A 16,480-nucleotide genomic window follows, 5' to 3' on the forward strand; every position below is an offset into this window, starting at 1 on the left:
TAAAGCGTTACTTTTGAATAAGCACATGCTTAGGCCGTGAGCCAAAGCGTGTGTTTTTAGAGAGAGGCCTTAAGGGCTAAGACTCTTTACTAGGTTTCAGCGCCTCACTAAAATCCTGAAGTAATTCTATTCATTTATATTCAGATATTTATAGATATTCATATCTGTGTATGGTGGAAAATTTATAATTATTCGTTTTACTTTTTTGTCAGTCTGATATAATAGATTTGCAAAAAAATTGTAACAATAGCCTTTCTTATCTCTCTATATATATGAAGTCGGGCATCAGTGCCTAAATAGTTAGCATATATTTTAAGTTACAAGTTTATAAAATAATAAGGGGTTATTAGTGGATGAGTAATCAAGCCAATGAGGAAATCAAAGTCGCAGTTACTACGTTTAATGAAAATGTGTCCAATATCCATACCGTAGAGGAATGGGCCAATCAGTTGGAATACAATAGCGCTAAATCATTCAGCAGGAGAATAAAAATACACTTCTGTAAGCCGGCTATTAAAGTGATGACGGAGCTGAGGATAAAGCGAATTATCGAAATCATGCATAGAAGTCCGGAGGAATCTTTTTTTGGTGTGGCCCGGATGGTAGGCCTGAAGGATGAAAAATCATTATATGATTATGTGAAATATCATACCGATTTAAGTCCTACGGCACTCAAGAAAAAAATCACATTGGAAAAATTACGGAGTGAGATTACGGAGTACAATTTAGGAGTAAAAATACCGAGTGGTTTCTCGGAGTAGAAATACGGAACCGTTTTACTGAGTGCTTTTCAGGAGTAGAATTACTTAACGAAAGTTCTTGGAAATCCCCTTCTCAAAATCAATTATAAAAGAACCAAATCGGGGACATAAAAGTCCGGTGATTTTGAGGTATGAATAGAGTTAATCAAGTCGGAACCTTGGGTTCTGAGAAGCTACGATATAATGATTGGGGATACACTACATCTTATCGCGGACCAGTTAAACACCTTTTTTAAATTCCGGTTCAACACCGATGAAGACAAGGTGGTGCTGGACAGCATTGTGAGCGTAGATGGACAGGTGGAAGCCAGGAACTTGGACAAAGTGGTCCTCACGCTGGTGAACCTGCAACAGGAAAAACTCACCCGGAATTATCATTCCTATAAAGCGCATGACGGGAATAAATTTTCGAAGAAGAAGCCGGCCGTTACACTTAATTTGTATATAGTCGTTTCTTGTCTGTACAGTGAGCATAACTACCAACAGGCATTGACCTTTTTGTCGGCCGTGGTCCAGTTTTTTCAAAATAAATACGCTTTTACGCATGCCAACACCCCGGCTCTGAACCATGACATTGGCAAACTCATCTTTGAGATAGAGAATTTTAGCCCCCAGGAAATTGGTCACCTTTGGGGCATCATTGGTAATAAATATGTGCCTTCGGTGGTGTACAAAGTGAGCGTATTCAATTACACCGGCGGCGATATAGAGCAAATCATCCCCGGCACTACTCAACCGGAAACCAATAATCAGGCGGCAGGCGGTTGAGACTATGGGATATCAAGAGCTTTTTAGTGTACAGCTGCAGCATCGGTTTTTTGCGGATGCAAATTTTTCAGGATATCGAATTTCCCCCACTGATGATTCCCAACCATTGTTCAAGAATTTTGGGCTATTGATGAAGAAAATCTCCACCGGAATTAGAATTGTTTGGGATGATGACAGTGAAGCTTTTGCGACGCTTTCTGAAGAAGAAAAAAAGGCTTTTAAACTCCGGTTTTATCTTGAAATTACGGATTCCAATTTCCTGAATTATTCCGATCTCGAAGCCGATTTCAGGGATCAGGTGTTTTGTTTTACCAACAAGAACCGGGAAAAGAAGGATAGAGAAACGGCGCTAAGTGATGAAACCAACGCTTCCGCTAAAGACCGTTTTAAACTGACAGGAGATTCCTATGTTTATCCAATCCAAGAGGACGATCAATCAGCCGGTTTTAGCCTCAGGAATAGTTTGGATGAAACAGTTCAAGAATTTTCAGAGGATGAGGTCAGGGATTCAAAACTACATCTGAATTTAACCGACCAACCCGCCGGCTTGTATAAACTATGGAAACAGGACGAAGCCGTGTTGAGCATCTATAAGGATGCTAAGCTGTTTTGGAAGCCGGTCTTTGGGGTGATAGAGGTTTTTCTTTTTGATGATAGCGGGGTATCGGGAGTATTGAATGGACAGGAAAAAGCAAAAACCTTTACTCTACAATTCGGGGCCCGTTCTACTATTTGGCGGTATTACATCATTCCAAAATACAGTTCTTCTGCATCGCTGAATGTAGAGCAAATGCAGATTCTAAATGGCAGAAACGGGGAGTCCATTTCATTCATCAACAAAGGACAACAGCGCCTTTCAGATGGTAAAGAAGCCATGGTTTTTGATTCAGAGACGCCCATTTTGCTGCGCGATAAAACCGATCAGAAATACCAGTTAAAATCAGCAGACGGCAAAGTATTGATCAAGCGATTGCCCACCCCGTCAACCCATTTTATACACACTCAAACAGAAACCGATCAACAGCATTTCTATTCGGAAATGTATGTTTATCTATAACTTAAAAACACGTTAACATGCCAAGTACCTTAAAAACGCCCGGTGTTTATATTGAGGAAAAGAATGCATTTCCCAATTCGGTGGTCGGTATTCCTACAGCTGTTCCAGCTTTTATTGGATATACCGAAAAAGCCGTTAAAAGCGGGGGCAAATCTGCATTGAACCAGCCGGTGATAATTACCTCGCTGGCCGAGTACGACACCCATTTCGGGGGAGCAATTAAAACAAAATATACCTTAACAGAAGCCGAAGAAGGGGCTGAGGGAGATTTTACCTCTGGCGGCACCGACTACACCCTGGCGGCAGCTGAGAAGACCGAAGCCTTACTGTACAATTCCATTCGCCTGTTTTATGAAAACGGGGGAGGCGCTGCCTGGGTCATTTCCGTAGGAACCTATAAAGAGGTTGCCGATGGAGGCATACAGGCTGAAAAACTTACCAATGGAATTGAACCACTGGTACGGGAACTTGAGCCCACGATGTTATTGATACCGGATGCTTTGCTGCTGGAGCACGAAGATTTTACCTCTGTTTCCAAAGCCATGCTGCAACATTGCGGGTATAAGATGAGAAATCGTGTAGCACTTCTGGATGTATACGAAGGCTACAAGCAACGTACCTACGATGAGGAAACCGATGTAATTACCAAGTTCCGTGAAGATGTCGGCTCGGATTACCTGGATTTTGGAATTGGATATTATCCCTGGATAAAAACCACCGTGGTACAGAATTCGGAAGTGAATTATGAAAACATCGACAACCTGGACAAGCTGCAGGAAGCCTTAAAAGCTGAAGTAACCAACAGCTCGATGAAGGAAGAAGCCAAAACGGCCGTGAATGCGGAAATCGATGCGGTACTGGTTCCTGAGGTAGGAGGTACCATCACGGTAAATGAGGAAGATGTCACCGTGACGAAAGAGATCAAGGAAAAAACGATCCGTACCGAACATCAGAAACTCCTTTCTATGAGTCCGCCGTACAAAGAGCTGATGAAAGAAGTGCGGGAAAAAATGAACCTGCTGCCACCAGCTCCGGCTATGGCGGGCGTGTACACCATGGTAGATAACACCCGTGGCGTATGGAAAGCCCCGGCCAATGTAGGTTTAGCCAGCACGGTAGGCGCAGCAGTAAGTATCACCCATGATGAGCAGGAAGACCTGAACGTAACCCTTTCCGGCAAATCAGTGAACGCCATTCGTTCTTTCGTAGGAGAAGGTGTGAAAGTTTGGGGCGCCCGAACGCTGGATGGAAACAGTCAGGATTGGCGATACATCAACGTGCGCCGCACCATGATTTTCCTGGAGCAGTCGATTAAAGCTGCAGCCAAAGCATATGTGTTTGAGCCTAACGATGCCAACACCTGGGTGTTGATGAAAGGCATGCTCTCCAACTTCCTAAACAACTTATGGAAGCAGGGTGCACTGGCAGGATCGAGTCCCGGCGAAGCGTTCCAGGTACTGGTTGGCCTCGGCGAAACCATGACCTCGAACGATATCCTGGATGGCATCATGCGTATTACCGTGAAAGTGGCCATTACGCGGCCTGCAGAGTTTATCGTAATCACCTTCCAGCAAAAAATGCAGGAATCCTAGGTGATTGCGGGTACTTAACTGAATTAGAAATAACATCAAAAATACGAACACATTATGGCTGGCGAACAACAAGAAAGCAGAGAAAACCTATGGCCGATTCCCAAGTTCTATTTTACGGTAGACATGGGCTCAGACAGCGGCATTGGAGAAGTTCCATTCCAGGAAGTCTCTGGGATGGACATTGAATCAGAAGTCATTGAATACCGGGCGGGTAACGACAAGCGGTTTTCAATGGCCAAAATGCCGGGGATGGTAAAATCCGGCAACGTAACCATGAAGAAAGGCATGTTTAAAGACGACCTGGCTTTCTGGGAATGGTATGAAAAAATCAAAATGAATACGATTGCCCGAACCACGGTCACCATCAACCTGCTCGATGAAACGGGCGCACCGCTGATGACCTGGACCCTGGCTAATGCCTGGCCCAACAAAATCACCGTTACCGACCTGAAAGCGGACGGCAACGAAGTGGCGGTTGAAACTATCGAGATTGTGCACGAAGGTATCACCCAAAACGGCAAAGGTAGTCAAACAGGTTAAGCCTGATTTTTTTTCACCAAGAAATTTTGCTGTTGACAAGGCGAAGGAAAAATCAGGAGTGAAAGGTACCTAAGTACCTTGATCGAGTTATTTTTTCTTTAACGCAGTCAGCAGCTCAATTTCGCCGGAGACATAACTATAATTATCGAATAATTGTGAAAAACTCAGGCTAATGCTTAAGACCTCTAACGAAACATACTATCCGCCTCCGGCATTCTATTTCAATGTGCAATTGGTAAGCGCCGTTGGCATTGCCAGCGATGTTATTTCCAATGCAGATGTTGACAATAGTTTCCAGGAGGTGGACGGTATTTCGGCTACTGTCCAAACCACGGATATCGAAGAAGGAGGGGAGAACCGCTACAAGCACAAAGTGCCCACCACGGTGGATTATGCAAACCTGGTGCTGAAACGCGGATATGTAACCAAATTTTCCGCTTTCGCCGAATGGTGCATGGCCCGGCAGGAATCAACGCTGACTTCCTCCATCAAGCCGCGGACCATCATGGTGAGTTTGTTGAACAGCGACGGTAAAATTCTAACCGCCTGGTTTTTTGTGGGTGCATGGCCGGTAAAGGTAGAAGCCTCCGGCTTTAATGCTATGGATAACAAATACCTGGTGGAGAACATGGAGTTCACCTACCAGTATTACTCCCAATTTAAAACCGATCCTTTAAGCATAGCGGCCAAAGCGGCACGTGCAGTAAAAGAAAAACTGGGATGAGTCTGGTAGCCTGGTTAATGGTTAATGGTTATTGGTTTATTTGTGAATGGATGCTTGTTTAAGCCATGAAGCTCCCAAATAACCATTAACCGTTAACAAATAACCATAATCCAATAAACCATTAACCAAACAAACGTGGCTTTAGAGATTAAAGAACTGATTGTAAAGGTGAGGGTGACTGAAGAAGATTCCCGGGTTTCCCATCCAGACATCAACATAGAAGAGCTTAAAAAACAGGTGATTGAAGAATGTTTGTTTGAATTGGAAGAGCGCTTAACCAACGGACCGGAGCGATAAGAATATGAGTTTAGAAAAACTGAAAATTGTGGCCTACAAATCATCTGGATTCGGCACTGCGGATAAAGTGGACGAATTCTCGGTGATGATCAACCCGAAAGAATATTCCCGCACGCATGCCATCGAGTATGCCTGCACACAGGGGATGGGCACTTCCGGTACGGGCCCTAAATATGTACGCTCCAAACCCGAAGACCTAAAGCTGGAATTCTATATTGACGGTACCGGCGCCATTTATAATCCTTCCACCGATGATAGTGTTGAAGACCAGGTGAAGAAATTCAAGAAGCTGGTGTTTGATTATAACGGGGAAATCCATCGCAACAACTACTTGCAGCTGCTTTGGGGATCATTAACGTTCAAATGTGTGCTTGAACAGTTTACCGTCAATTACACCATGTTTAAGCCCAGCGGCGCTCCGATCCGGGCAAAGATTGACGCCACCTTCAAGGAATTCACCGATCCCGAAACCGAGGCCAAAGAAGCCAACCGGCAGTCGCCCGATGTAACCCATAAACGTATCGTTAAAGAAGGTGACACCCTGCCCAATCTCTGCTATGAAATTTACAGAGACAGCTCCTACTACCTGGATATTGCTGCAGCCAATAACCTGGTGAATTTCAGAAATCTTGAACCGGGTACCGTGCTCAGGTTCCCAAGCATAAAGAAGTAAATTATGGCAGGCACCTCTCCCGTATCATCCAAAACCACGACGGTTTCTTTTTCTATTCTGTTGAATGGATCTGAAATGGATCAAACCTACCAGCTGTCGGACATTGAAGTGTCAAAAGCGGTAAACCGGATTCCCTTTGCCCGGGTCACCCTGTTCGATGGCAGCACATCCAAAGCGGATTTTCCCATCAGTAACAAAGCTGATTTTTTGCCAGGAACCGAGATTGAAATCAAAGCCGGTTATCAATCCACTAACAAAACCATTTTTAAAGGAATTATCACCAAGCACGGCATTCGTATTCGGAAGAACCAGTCGGTGCTGGTGGTGGAGTGCCGCGATAAAGCTGTGAAGATGACCGTGGGGCGCAAGAACGCATTTTACAAGGACAAAACCGACAGCGATATCATCAGCAGTTTGATTGGGAATTACAGCCTGAGCAGTGATGTGGCATCTACTTCGGTAACGCATAAAGAAGTGGTGCAATTCTACGTTAGCGACTGGGATTTTATGATGATGCGCGCCGATGTAAACAGCCTGATTGTACTTACCAACGATGGCAAAGTCACTGTCAAAAAGCCCGATACCAGTTCCAGTGCGGTATTGAGTCTGGCCTACGGAGGTACCATCCTGGATTTTCAGGCGGAGATGGAATCGCGAACGCAGCTCAGTGCGGCCAAAGCCTCGGCATGGGATATGGCCGAACAAAAGCTGGTGCAAGCTGACGGCACGGCCTCGGATGCTACTTTGCCTGGTAATGTGTCCGGCTCAACACTTTCGGATGTGATTGGCCTGGACAGCTACCAGCTGCAATCCATCAGTAACGTGCCGAATGATGAGCTAAAGGAATGGGCTTCATCCAAACTGCAAAAAGCAAAGCTGTCACAAACTACCGGCAAGGTGAAATTTCAAGGCAATGAAGCGGCCAAGCCGGGGACCATGATTGAGCTGTCTGGTGTGGGTGCCCGCTTTAATGGCAAGGTGTTTGTGAGTGCAGTAACTCACATTATCAAAGGGGGAGAGTGGATTACGGAAGCCCAGTTTGGGCTCAATTTCGACTGGTTTGTGGAAGAGGTAGACAATATTGACGCACCGGCCAATGGCGGACTGATGCCTGCCATGAAGGGCCTGCACATTGGCACGGTGAAGCAAATTGATCAGGACCCGGATGGCGCCAACCGTGTGCTGGTGGTGTTGCCGTTGCTACAGGATGAGCAGGGCATTTGGGCGCGCATAGCCAATTTCTATTCAACTTCGGGCTCAGGATGCTTTTTTATGCCGGAAATTAATGATGAAGTAATTGTTGGTTTCCTGGATGAAAATCCAAATTACCCGGTGATTCTAGGCTCCATGTACAGCAAGAAAAATGCACCGCCCTATACGCCGGATGACAAGAATTCAACCAAAGCCATTGTCACCAAGAACAAGCTGGAAATCAATTTTCAGGACGAAGACAAAGTCATCACCATAAAAACGCCCGGTGGAAACAAGATGATTTACAGTGACAAGGATAAATCCATCACCATCGAAGACCAGAACAGCAACAAGGCCGTGTTTGATTCTTCGGGAATCAATATTCAAAGCCCGGCTGATATCACCATAAAAGCCGGTGGAAACCTGAACCTGCAATCTACCGGAAACACTTCGGTGAAGGCTGATGCCAACGTGGATATTTCGGGCTTGCAAATCAGCAACAGCGCCGACACCAAGTTCTCGGCCAATGGCAATGCCGCTTCTGAGATCACCGCCTCCGGGCAGGTAAAAATTCAGGGTGCCATGGTCATGATTAACTAATATCAACCAAAAGAAAACAGTGCTATGCCTCCAGCAGCCAGAATTACCGACATGCACACTTGCCCGATGCAAACCCCCGGGCTTCCGCCCATTCCACATGTTGGAGGGCCGATTATTGGGCCGGGCGTGCCTACCGTACTCATTGGCAGTTTGCCCGCATCGGTGGTGGGGGATATGATTACTTGCGTGGGTCCACCGGATACCGTGGCCAAGGGATCTTCTACTGTAATGATTGGCGGGATGCCGGCAGCCCGCATGGGCGATTCAACAGCTCACGGCGGTACCATCGTGCTGGGCATGCCTACCGTAATGATAGGTGGATAGGACAACCAAAGGAGAAAATATGGATCGATCATTTTTAGGAAGGGGATGGAAGTTTCCCCCCACTTTCAACAAAAGCATGGACACGGCCGAGCTGGTTTCAGAAGAAGAGGACATTCGCGAAAGCCTCACCATCATATTATCCACCATACCCGGGGAGCGGGTGATGGATCCGGAGTTTGGCTGTGATATCCATCATCATGTGTTTGAAGAGATGAGCTTTACGGTAATCAATCACCTGAAAGAAGACATCCGCAAGGCGGTGCTAAATTATGAGCCAAGGGTAGATTTAACCGGGCTGGAAGTGGGAGTGAATGAAGACCACGATGCCCGTCTGGATATCATCCTGGAATACAAAGTACGGGCCACCAATTCGCGCAGCAACATGGTGTATCCCTTTTATGTAAATGAGGGCACCAACATCAGTTTTGAATAAATGAAGTGCATTAAAAGAATGAAAGCTTCGAAAGCTAATAAGTTACATACGGTCATCCCTGCGAAGGCAGGGATCTCAGAAGTCATGGAGTTAATGGTGAACCTATGTACAAAATAAAGTTAAACCAATATGCGAGCTAAAGAAGGATTAAGCAGAAATAAAAGATGGCTGGAGGCTCTTGACCCGGATTTTGTAGGAGTGGATGAGCATTCCTTTGAGGAGTTGCTGGCTTTCTCTGCCCGCTATGCCGGACTGCTTAATTTTTATGACACAGATAACAAAGTGCGGGGCAGCTGGATTGATTTGTTCACGGCGGATCTGAGCGTTATTCTTGCCCTCATTATATCCGAGGATATTGAGTCTTTTAAGAGCGACTATCAACAAAATGAAGAGCTGATTATACGCACCGGCCGAAAAAATGAAGATAGATTATTTAGCAGTTACAGTGAGATGGTGCAACATTTGGTGGGCATGGCCGCGAAGTTCGATTTTTGGATTTCGGAGCTGCGGCAATTCACTAAAATGGAAAGTGCGTTTTATGAGGAACTGGAACAGGCGGTAAAGTCGCTGAAGAAAAGCTATCGGCAACTGCGGGCGTACAGTTTAGGGGCGGAGGCTAAAGATGGGCTGAACCGATCACTGGAAATCGATTTTGTGAAATACCGGTCAATTGGCAAAGCCGATGATGTGCAGCCCGATGCCTCTATTTATACCGGCGATACCATCGGGGATAAAATCAAGGAAGCTACCGAACACCTGAAGCCATTGTTTGATGCCTTTTATGAAACCCTGGCCTATATAAAAAAAATCGCCCCGAAATACTTAAAAGAGAGTCTGGAGCAGGGTAACCATCATCCCCAAATTGGTTTGTTGATGGCATTCCTGAAATTATACCGGCACGGGCAGAAGCAAATAAATGGCATCAAAAGCCGACACACGGATTTTTATTACCGCCGGATTTTGCGCCAAAAGCCCAATCCTCCCACACCTGACAAGGTACAAGTATGCCTGCAGCTGGCCGAGGAAACCGATGCATTTTTATTGAAAAAAGGAACCAAGTTTACAGCCGGAAAAGATGAATCGGGGCAGCAACGGATATATTCAGTTCGGAAGGATGTGCCATTGAATAAGGCCGTCATTTGCAAGTTGCGCACGCTTTATGTGAGCCGGAACCGGTACATTGAAGTTTCAAGCGATCAGCTGGTGTCGGGAATTTATGAGGCCCGAATCCGGGAAGAAGCCAGCGGGGATGATGCCGGCAGCACCTATGCCTGGCCCACGCTGGGCGAAGATCAAATTGGGGTGAGTAATGAAGGGCGTACAATGAGCGACTCCGAGATTGGTTTTGCGGTGGCTTCCCCGGCGTTGATTCTAAATGAGGGTATGCGTGATATCACTTTTACCATCACATTTGAGCCGTCTTCATTCACGCATTTCACCGAGCAGCTCACCAAGATCAGCCAAAACACAGAAACGCATTACGATGAGTCTTTCTTCAAGGCATTTCGCCAGGCTTTCCATATTGCTTTGACCACTGAAGAAGGCTGGCTACAGATGCATGCTTATGGGGTGGAACAAGGCGAGGGATCCTCTTTGGAAATCAATTTTCACTTGTCTGATGAAGACCCGGCATTGTATGCTTTTGATGCGGCCCTTCACGGGAATTGCGGTTTTGATACCAAACTTCCGGTAGCTCGTTTTCTGCTCAATAAAGACTCCTTCATTTACCCTTACTCGCTGCTGGCGGAAATGAAATTGCAGCAAATTGAAATAACGACGAAGGTGGATGAGGTGAAGGACCTGGTGGTGTATAACGACCTGGGGCAGGTGAATACCGACAAACCTTTTCAGCCCTTTGGTCCGGCGCCGCAGCTGGGCTCCGGTTTTATTATTGGCAGCAAGGAAATTTTCAGTAAAGCCGTGGATAGCCTCACGCTAAAGATAGAATGGACCGGGATTCCAAGGGATGAAGGCGGTTTTGCCGAATACTATCGCGCTTATGAAGGCTATGCCATTGATAACCGTAGCTTTTGTGTGGATTTTTCGTTGCTTAAAAAAGGGAAATGGGTCTATCCGGAAAATAGCAATCTGCGGAAACACTATTTGTTTGAGACGGAAGAAGTGTCGACTGACTCCAAGCCGCATCCTTTTGGTAAGCTTAAGAGAAGCACCACTTTTGAGAATCTGGAACTGGAAGAATTTAAACTTTCTCCTCACATGGAGCAGAAGCCCGATCCCCTGATGCTGAATAAAACCACAAAAAGCGGGTTTATTAAGTTTGAGCTGACGGGGGCGGACGTGCAGTTTGGGCATAAAAAATATCCGCTGCTGGTCTCGGAAGTGTTTGTAAAAAATGCCCGCATCAAGAAAGAGAAAAATAAGCTGGAAGTGCCGAATGAGCCGTACACACCGGTCATTCGTTCCGTTACCCTGGGCTATACCGATCAAAAAAGGATTAAGCTGGATGCGCGTACTTCCTCAAAGAAGAAGGTTGATGGGGGTACCTTGTACCACATGATGCCATTCGGACAAACCCAGAAGGTGTATCCAAGAGATGATTTGGAACCGGTAAGCCTGCTGCCAGAGCTTTCACAAAAGGGGGCGCTTTATATTGGAATTGATAAGTTACAACCACCTGATACGCTCACCTTATTTTTCAACATCAAGGGGAAAAACCTGGGGAGTTTTGAAGATACCCGTACAGACCTGGAATGGTATTTTCTGGCGGATGACGAGTGGCTAAAATTCCGTCCCAACCAGGTGCTTTCCGACAGCACCGGCAACTTGCTGAGATCAGGCATTGTAACACTTGAGATTCCCCATGATATCAACAAAAACAACACGATATTAGAGGACTCTTTGCACTGGATCAAGGTGGCCGGGACACAGAATATTGAGATGATCGGCGATACGGTAGACGTCTGTGCTCAAGCTGCTACTCTGGTTTGGGATACTGCATCTTCGTCCGGGGCGCATCTGGAATCCGGCCTCCCTGCCTATAGTATTGAGGGACCGGAAGCTCAGCAGCCTGCTATTACCGGGGTCACACAACAGGTGAAATCGTTTGGGGGCAGGCCAAGGGAAAAAGAAAAAGCATTTTATACCCGGAACGGAGAACGGTTGCGTCATAAAAACCGTGCGGTTAACAGCAGAGATTATGAGCAGCTCATCCTGGAAAAGTTTCCGGAGATCTACAAAGTGAATTGCCTTTCAAGCAGCACCAGCACATTAATTAAACCAGGCAGGATTCTTATAGCCGTCATCCCGGTGCTAACGGACTCTGAAAATGTAGACCTGTTACCGATGGCTAATGTTGGGCTCCTCAGAGAAATCAGGGCTTATGTGCAGAGACTGGCTACGCCTTTTGCACAAGTGGAAGTCAGGAATCCAAATTATGAGCGGATTAAGGTGGTTTGCGCGGTTCGCTTTGAGGAAGGAAGGAACAACGGGCAGAGTTTGAAACGGTTGAATGAAGATCTGAAAGCTTTTTTGTCGCCTTGGCTGTATGAAACGGAACGTGAAATACGCTTTGGCGGAGAAGTGAATCTCTCGAATGTTTCCGGGTTCATACAGTCCCGCCCGTACGTGCATTTTGTTACGAAACTCTCGCTATTAAAGGTGAGCGATCACGAAGATGGAACCTACGCGCTTAGCGATACCGCACGCCTTGAACAGAACAGAACCTCCCGGATTTACACTTCTGAAATGGAGGAAACGGTAGAGGCATCGCAGGCGTGGTCTATATTGGTATCAGCCCGTAATCACCACATTGAAATGCTTACCGAAGAAGAAGTAGTAATGGCTGAGCAAACAGGAATTGATGACCTGGAGCTGGGCAACAGTTTCATAATTGATTAAGGATATGGCTTTAAGAAACAGGAAAACGCTCAAGAATTATTTTCAGAAGGGAGAACTGCCCCGGCAGGGACACTTTGAAGATTTTATCGATTCCGTAGTCAATATAGTGGATGATGGAATTTCTGTATCGCTTAAAGACGGGCTAAAAATTACCCCGCTGGGAGAAATGGGCAAGCTGATTAGTTTCTATCGTGAGGTGCAGGATGATACCCCCCAGTGGAGCATTGTGCTTGATAAAAAGAACAACATCCTGAGCGTGCATAATTACGATAAGGAAGAAGTGATGTCGTTTAGTCCGGATGGTAAAGTGGGTATAGGAAAAGAAGTCCCGGAAGAAACGCTGGATGTAAACGGTACGGTGGCCATGAAGGGGCGTAAAGGAAGCTATACCGATGGTAAGCAGGAAGAATCCGTAAAACAAAAAGTGCCGGCCGATGGCAAGTGGCACAACATATTAACGGGCTTGGATGGTTGCCATGCGTACGAGATTATGGCAGGCGTGGGGAAGAAAAAATCAGGACAGTATGCCCTTTTGCATGCCATCGCACTCAGTACCTTTGGGGGATGGCGGACGGGGAAAATCCGCAAGACTCAGGCACATTATCGCTGGTTCTGGCATAAAATTATGCTGCGCTGGAAGGGCAGTACCTACAATTACTCGCTGCAAATGCGCACCATGATTGACTATGGGGAGAATGAATCTATTTCATACCATATCACACGGCTTTGGTTTGACGACTACATGAAAAACAGCCAGCAACTGGATGAAGGCAAGCAAGAAGATCAACCCAAACTTCCTGAAAATGCCTGAGCCGATGATACATATTGACCCCGATAAAAAACCGGATCACCAGCTGGACTTTAAAAAGCTGCGCGAAGAAGGCATTCATTATATCGAGCAGTTCAGCGGAGATATCTGGACGGATTATAACAGCCACGATCCGGGCATTACCATCCTGGAGCAATTGGTATTTGCCCTTACCGAGCTGGTGTATCGTACCGGCTTTGACTTGCCGGATTTGCTTACCGATCCTAAAACAGGGAAAATAGATACGGAAAAGCAGGTGTTGCTAAGTGCGGATGAAATCATGTCCTGTGCCCCTTTGACCTTGAAAGATTACAGCCGTCTGGTGTACGATAATATCCACGGGCTGGCCAATGCCTGGTTTTCGCCGATCCCCAGAGAGAAGTACGGGATAAACGGACTGTACAAAACCTCGGTGTTTGTTTACGATATAGCGAAATATCAGGGAGAGGAAGCCAGGGAAACGATAAAGGCAAATTTGAGGGAGCTGTTGAATGCCAACCGAAACCTCTGTGAGGATTTCCAGGAAATAGAACTGCTGGAATACCGCGACTTTTTTGTGGATGCCGATATTGAAATTTCCTCAGAGCAAACGCCGGAAGACATATTGGCTGAAATCTTTTTCAAGATCAGCAATTTTGTGGCGCCTGAAGTGCAGCTGTATTCCTTTCAGGAGATGATGGATGAGGGGATGCCGCTGGAAGAACTGCTAAACGGTCCACCCCAAAAACACGGCTTCATTAAGGACAGGGATCTGGAACCTCGCCCTCTGAAAATCTACAGCACCCAAATTATTGATATCATCAATAAAATTAGCGGGGTGAAAAGTATCAAGAATCTCCGCCTGAGTTTGAACGGGGCACAGTTTACCAATCAAATTATTATTGAGGAAAACCAGATTCTGCGGTATCAGCATAATGTTTCTGAGAAGATTAGGGAGCAGCAATTCCGGTTTGTTAAGCAAAGCAGTGCACGCAAGCTGGAACTGAATCCCCGTATCACCAAAATGAAACTGGATGATTTGAAAGCGGCAAAACGCCGGGGGTATGCCCTGGATGAGCAATTCCGGAATCAGTTAGATGTACCCAGAGGCAACAAGCTGAAGCTGGACGATTATTATTCCGTGCAAAACCAGTTTCCCCATATCTACGGCATCAATCAGTATGGAGTGCCGGAATCGGAAACCCCGCAACGGAAAGCGCAAGCCAAGCAACTGAAGGCATACCTGATGGTTTTTGAGCAGATTCTGGCTAACTATGCGGCCCAGCTGTCCCACCTAAAAGACCTGTTTTCTATAGAAGAGAATTTAGAGGATACGTATTTCCTGAAGGCATTGACAAAGGATATTATTCCTCATTTGAAGGGGTTGTATGCCGGGGATGAAGAAGGTGAAGCTAAGGTGCCGGAGGATGAAATTAAGGCTCTGATGGATCGCTTCGATGATGTTTCAGACCGGAGAAACCGGTTCCTGGATTATTTGCTGAGCCTGTTTGGAGAACGCTTTACGCAGTATTCCCTTTCTCGCTTCAACTATTACTACACGGAGGAAGAAAATCAGCAGGCTATTTTGCATAACAAACTGCATTTGCTGCGGGAGATTTCTTCCATCAACCGGTTGCGGGGAACGGGCTATAATTACACCAAACCGTATGCGGTGGATGAGAATATCTCCGGGGTGGAACATAAGGTGAAGCTGCTGCTGGAGATTGCATCGGGATTGCATGCGTACGATGGCTGTTCCATTCAGCATGTGTTTGATGAGTACGGCTTAAAACTGGTGAGCGAATCCCGCGGCTTACAACACGATTGCTATGAATTTGACACCGAAGGCCGGGTGGTGACAAAGCCAGTGAGTGATGCAGCCGCCGATTTTTATTTTGAGGGAGTACAACTGGATGAAGGCACCGAATTAAGTACATCTGAAACGGACGCCTTGTTTAGCGACAGCATTTTTGTGCAGCATGGGGTGATAGATGAGGAGATGCTGAGGGCGGGCATCACCACAACCAATTACAAGATTGGGAAACTGTCTGAGCGGGATGCATATCAGGTAGTGTTGAAAACCGGTGAGCCCGGTAACTATCGATGGAAGCGGGTAGGAAGTTATGAAAGCTACGAACAGGCGCGGCAAGCTGTAAGCGCACTGGTTGATACGCTCAGGAAGCTGAACGTTACAAGCGAGGACTTCCACCTTGTAGAACACATTTTGCTACGGGCCAGACAGGAAGAAGACTTTAGCCGCTGGCCGGAATCGGAAAGAATGATGCACCGGCTTGATGAACCTCAAAAACCAAAACAGGAGGAGCAGGAAGACTTCTATTCCTTCCGGCTGAGTGTAGTGCTTCCCGACTGGACCGCCCGTTTTAATGATTCCCGTTTTCAGGCGCTTGTGGAAGAAACCTTTCAGTTGAACGTGCCGGCGCATATCGCAGTGGACTTTTTGTGGTTGGGACCGGAAGAGATGTGCGATTTTGAAAGTAGCTACTGCGAATGGATGACTTTGAATGCAAACGATGACAGCTCCCAGGCTGATATCAACCGGATGGCTCGCAGGGTAGAGCGCTTCCTCAAAAACCATCACCCTAACTATAAAAACGATGAACAGGATGGATAGAGTGTTTACCAAGACCGGCCAACCAGCGGCCAGGGCTTCAGCTGGTGATGTGGTCCAGCGAGCAACCGAAAAAAGGAACACCAAATCGTTAAACCCGCCTAAATATCCTGCTTCTAAAAAAATGGTGCAGCGCCACTGCGATACCAAGGGAATTGGCGAAGAAGGGATGGATAAGGTATTTGGCGAATCCCAAAGCAAACGCGCAGAATCGGAAAGGCCCGGAAGTCTGAGACGATAGTATTT

At 46.4% G+C, this 16,480-nt stretch carries 15 protein-coding genes; all 15 read left to right on the top strand.

Annotated features, from left to right (window positions below; all coding sequences use genetic code 11):
- The first annotated feature begins 353 nt into the window (after positions 1–353).
- Positions 354–761, top strand: a complete 408-nt coding sequence (locus tag FN815_RS04465) for a helix-turn-helix domain-containing protein (protein WP_142453402.1) — start codon at positions 354–356, stop codon at positions 759–761.
- Between the two features lie 183 nt (positions 762–944).
- Complete coding sequence (locus FN815_RS04470; RefSeq protein WP_142453403.1) at positions 945–1,529, top strand: Pvc16 family protein; 585 nt, start codon at positions 945–947, stop codon at positions 1,527–1,529.
- Positions 1,530–1,533: 4 nt separating this feature from the next.
- Positions 1,534–2,586 (top strand): hypothetical protein, encoded by a 1,053-nt coding sequence (locus FN815_RS04475; protein ID WP_142453404.1) that lies wholly within the window; start codon positions 1,534–1,536, stop codon positions 2,584–2,586.
- Positions 2,587–2,603: 17 nt separating this feature from the next.
- Positions 2,604–4,178, top strand: a complete 1,575-nt coding sequence (locus tag FN815_RS04480) for a phage tail sheath family protein (protein ID WP_142453405.1) — start codon at positions 2,604–2,606, stop codon at positions 4,176–4,178.
- A 54-nt stretch (positions 4,179–4,232) separates the two neighbouring features.
- Positions 4,233–4,718 (top strand): phage tail protein, encoded by a 486-nt coding sequence (locus FN815_RS04485; protein WP_142453406.1) that lies wholly within the window; start codon positions 4,233–4,235, stop codon positions 4,716–4,718.
- A gap of 172 nt (positions 4,719–4,890) precedes the next feature.
- A complete protein-coding gene (locus FN815_RS04490; RefSeq protein WP_142453407.1) occupies positions 4,891–5,442 on the top strand; it encodes a phage tail protein in 552 nt (183 codons plus the stop codon).
- A gap of 135 nt (positions 5,443–5,577) precedes the next feature.
- The gene (locus tag FN815_RS18820) at positions 5,578–5,739 is read left to right on the top strand and encodes a DUF5908 family protein (RefSeq protein ID WP_185957160.1); all 162 of its coding nucleotides are present in this window, start codon (positions 5,578–5,580) and stop codon (positions 5,737–5,739) included.
- A gap of 4 nt (positions 5,740–5,743) precedes the next feature.
- Positions 5,744–6,412 (top strand): CIS tube protein, encoded by a 669-nt coding sequence (locus tag FN815_RS04495; RefSeq protein WP_142453408.1) that lies wholly within the window; start codon positions 5,744–5,746, stop codon positions 6,410–6,412.
- A gap of 3 nt (positions 6,413–6,415) precedes the next feature.
- Complete coding sequence (gene vgrG / locus FN815_RS04500; protein WP_142453409.1) at positions 6,416–8,203, top strand: type VI secretion system tip protein VgrG; 1,788 nt, start codon at positions 6,416–6,418, stop codon at positions 8,201–8,203.
- A gap of 24 nt (positions 8,204–8,227) precedes the next feature.
- Positions 8,228–8,527 (top strand): PAAR domain-containing protein, encoded by a 300-nt coding sequence (locus FN815_RS04505; RefSeq protein ID WP_142453410.1) that lies wholly within the window; start codon positions 8,228–8,230, stop codon positions 8,525–8,527.
- 19 nt (positions 8,528–8,546) lie between these two features.
- Positions 8,547–8,960 (top strand): GPW/gp25 family protein, encoded by a 414-nt coding sequence (locus FN815_RS04510; protein ID WP_142453411.1) that lies wholly within the window; start codon positions 8,547–8,549, stop codon positions 8,958–8,960.
- 129 nt (positions 8,961–9,089) lie between these two features.
- The gene (locus FN815_RS04515) at positions 9,090–12,818 is read left to right on the top strand and encodes a baseplate J/gp47 family protein (protein ID WP_142453412.1); all 3,729 of its coding nucleotides are present in this window, start codon (positions 9,090–9,092) and stop codon (positions 12,816–12,818) included.
- Between the two features lie 4 nt (positions 12,819–12,822).
- Positions 12,823–13,629 carry an adhesin gene (locus tag FN815_RS04520; RefSeq protein ID WP_142453413.1) on the top strand — a complete coding sequence of 269 codons (807 nt, stop codon included), beginning with the start codon at positions 12,823–12,825 and terminating at the stop codon, positions 13,627–13,629.
- A complete protein-coding gene (locus tag FN815_RS04525) occupies positions 13,583–16,237 on the top strand; it encodes a hypothetical protein (protein ID WP_142453414.1) in 2,655 nt (884 codons plus the stop codon). The genes FN815_RS04520 and FN815_RS04525 overlap by 47 nt, the downstream gene beginning before the upstream one ends.
- Positions 16,230–16,475, top strand: a complete 246-nt coding sequence (locus FN815_RS04530) for a hypothetical protein (RefSeq protein ID WP_142453415.1) — start codon at positions 16,230–16,232, stop codon at positions 16,473–16,475. The genes FN815_RS04525 and FN815_RS04530 overlap by 8 nt, the downstream gene beginning before the upstream one ends.
- The last annotated feature ends 5 nt before the right edge of the window (positions 16,476–16,480 follow it).

This window comes from Gracilimonas mengyeensis (assembly GCF_900182705.1).
In the GTDB taxonomy this organism is placed as follows: Bacteria; Bacteroidota; Rhodothermia; order Balneolales; family Balneolaceae; genus Gracilimonas; species Gracilimonas mengyeensis.

Bases quoted from the DNA above. Each gene is read 5' to 3' on its own strand.
- FN815_RS04475 (WP_142453404.1), top strand. From the start codon at position 1,534: ATGGGATATCAAGAGCTTTTTAGTGTACAGCTGCAGCATCGGTTTTTT.
- FN815_RS04485 (WP_142453406.1), top strand. From the start codon at position 4,233: ATGGCTGGCGAACAACAAGAAAGCAGAGAAAACCTATGGCCGATTCCC.
- FN815_RS04480 (WP_142453405.1), top strand. From the start codon at position 2,604: ATGCCAAGTACCTTAAAAACGCCCGGTGTTTATATTGAGGAAAAGAAT.
- vgrG (WP_142453409.1), top strand. From the start codon at position 6,416: ATGGCAGGCACCTCTCCCGTATCATCCAAAACCACGACGGTTTCTTTT.
- FN815_RS04530 (WP_142453415.1), top strand. From the start codon at position 16,230: ATGGATAGAGTGTTTACCAAGACCGGCCAACCAGCGGCCAGGGCTTCA.
- FN815_RS04505 (WP_142453410.1), top strand. From the start codon at position 8,228: ATGCCTCCAGCAGCCAGAATTACCGACATGCACACTTGCCCGATGCAA.
- FN815_RS04525 (WP_142453414.1), top strand. From the start codon at position 13,583: ATGAAGGCAAGCAAGAAGATCAACCCAAACTTCCTGAAAATGCCTGAG.
- FN815_RS04490 (WP_142453407.1), top strand. From the start codon at position 4,891: ATGCTTAAGACCTCTAACGAAACATACTATCCGCCTCCGGCATTCTAT.
- FN815_RS04470 (WP_142453403.1), top strand. From the start codon at position 945: ATGATTGGGGATACACTACATCTTATCGCGGACCAGTTAAACACCTTT.
- FN815_RS04465 (WP_142453402.1), top strand. From the start codon at position 354: ATGAGTAATCAAGCCAATGAGGAAATCAAAGTCGCAGTTACTACGTTT.
- FN815_RS04520 (WP_142453413.1), top strand. From the start codon at position 12,823: ATGGCTTTAAGAAACAGGAAAACGCTCAAGAATTATTTTCAGAAGGGA.
- FN815_RS04495 (WP_142453408.1), top strand. From the start codon at position 5,744: ATGAGTTTAGAAAAACTGAAAATTGTGGCCTACAAATCATCTGGATTC.
- FN815_RS04510 (WP_142453411.1), top strand. From the start codon at position 8,547: ATGGATCGATCATTTTTAGGAAGGGGATGGAAGTTTCCCCCCACTTTC.
- FN815_RS04515 (WP_142453412.1), top strand. From the start codon at position 9,090: ATGCGAGCTAAAGAAGGATTAAGCAGAAATAAAAGATGGCTGGAGGCT.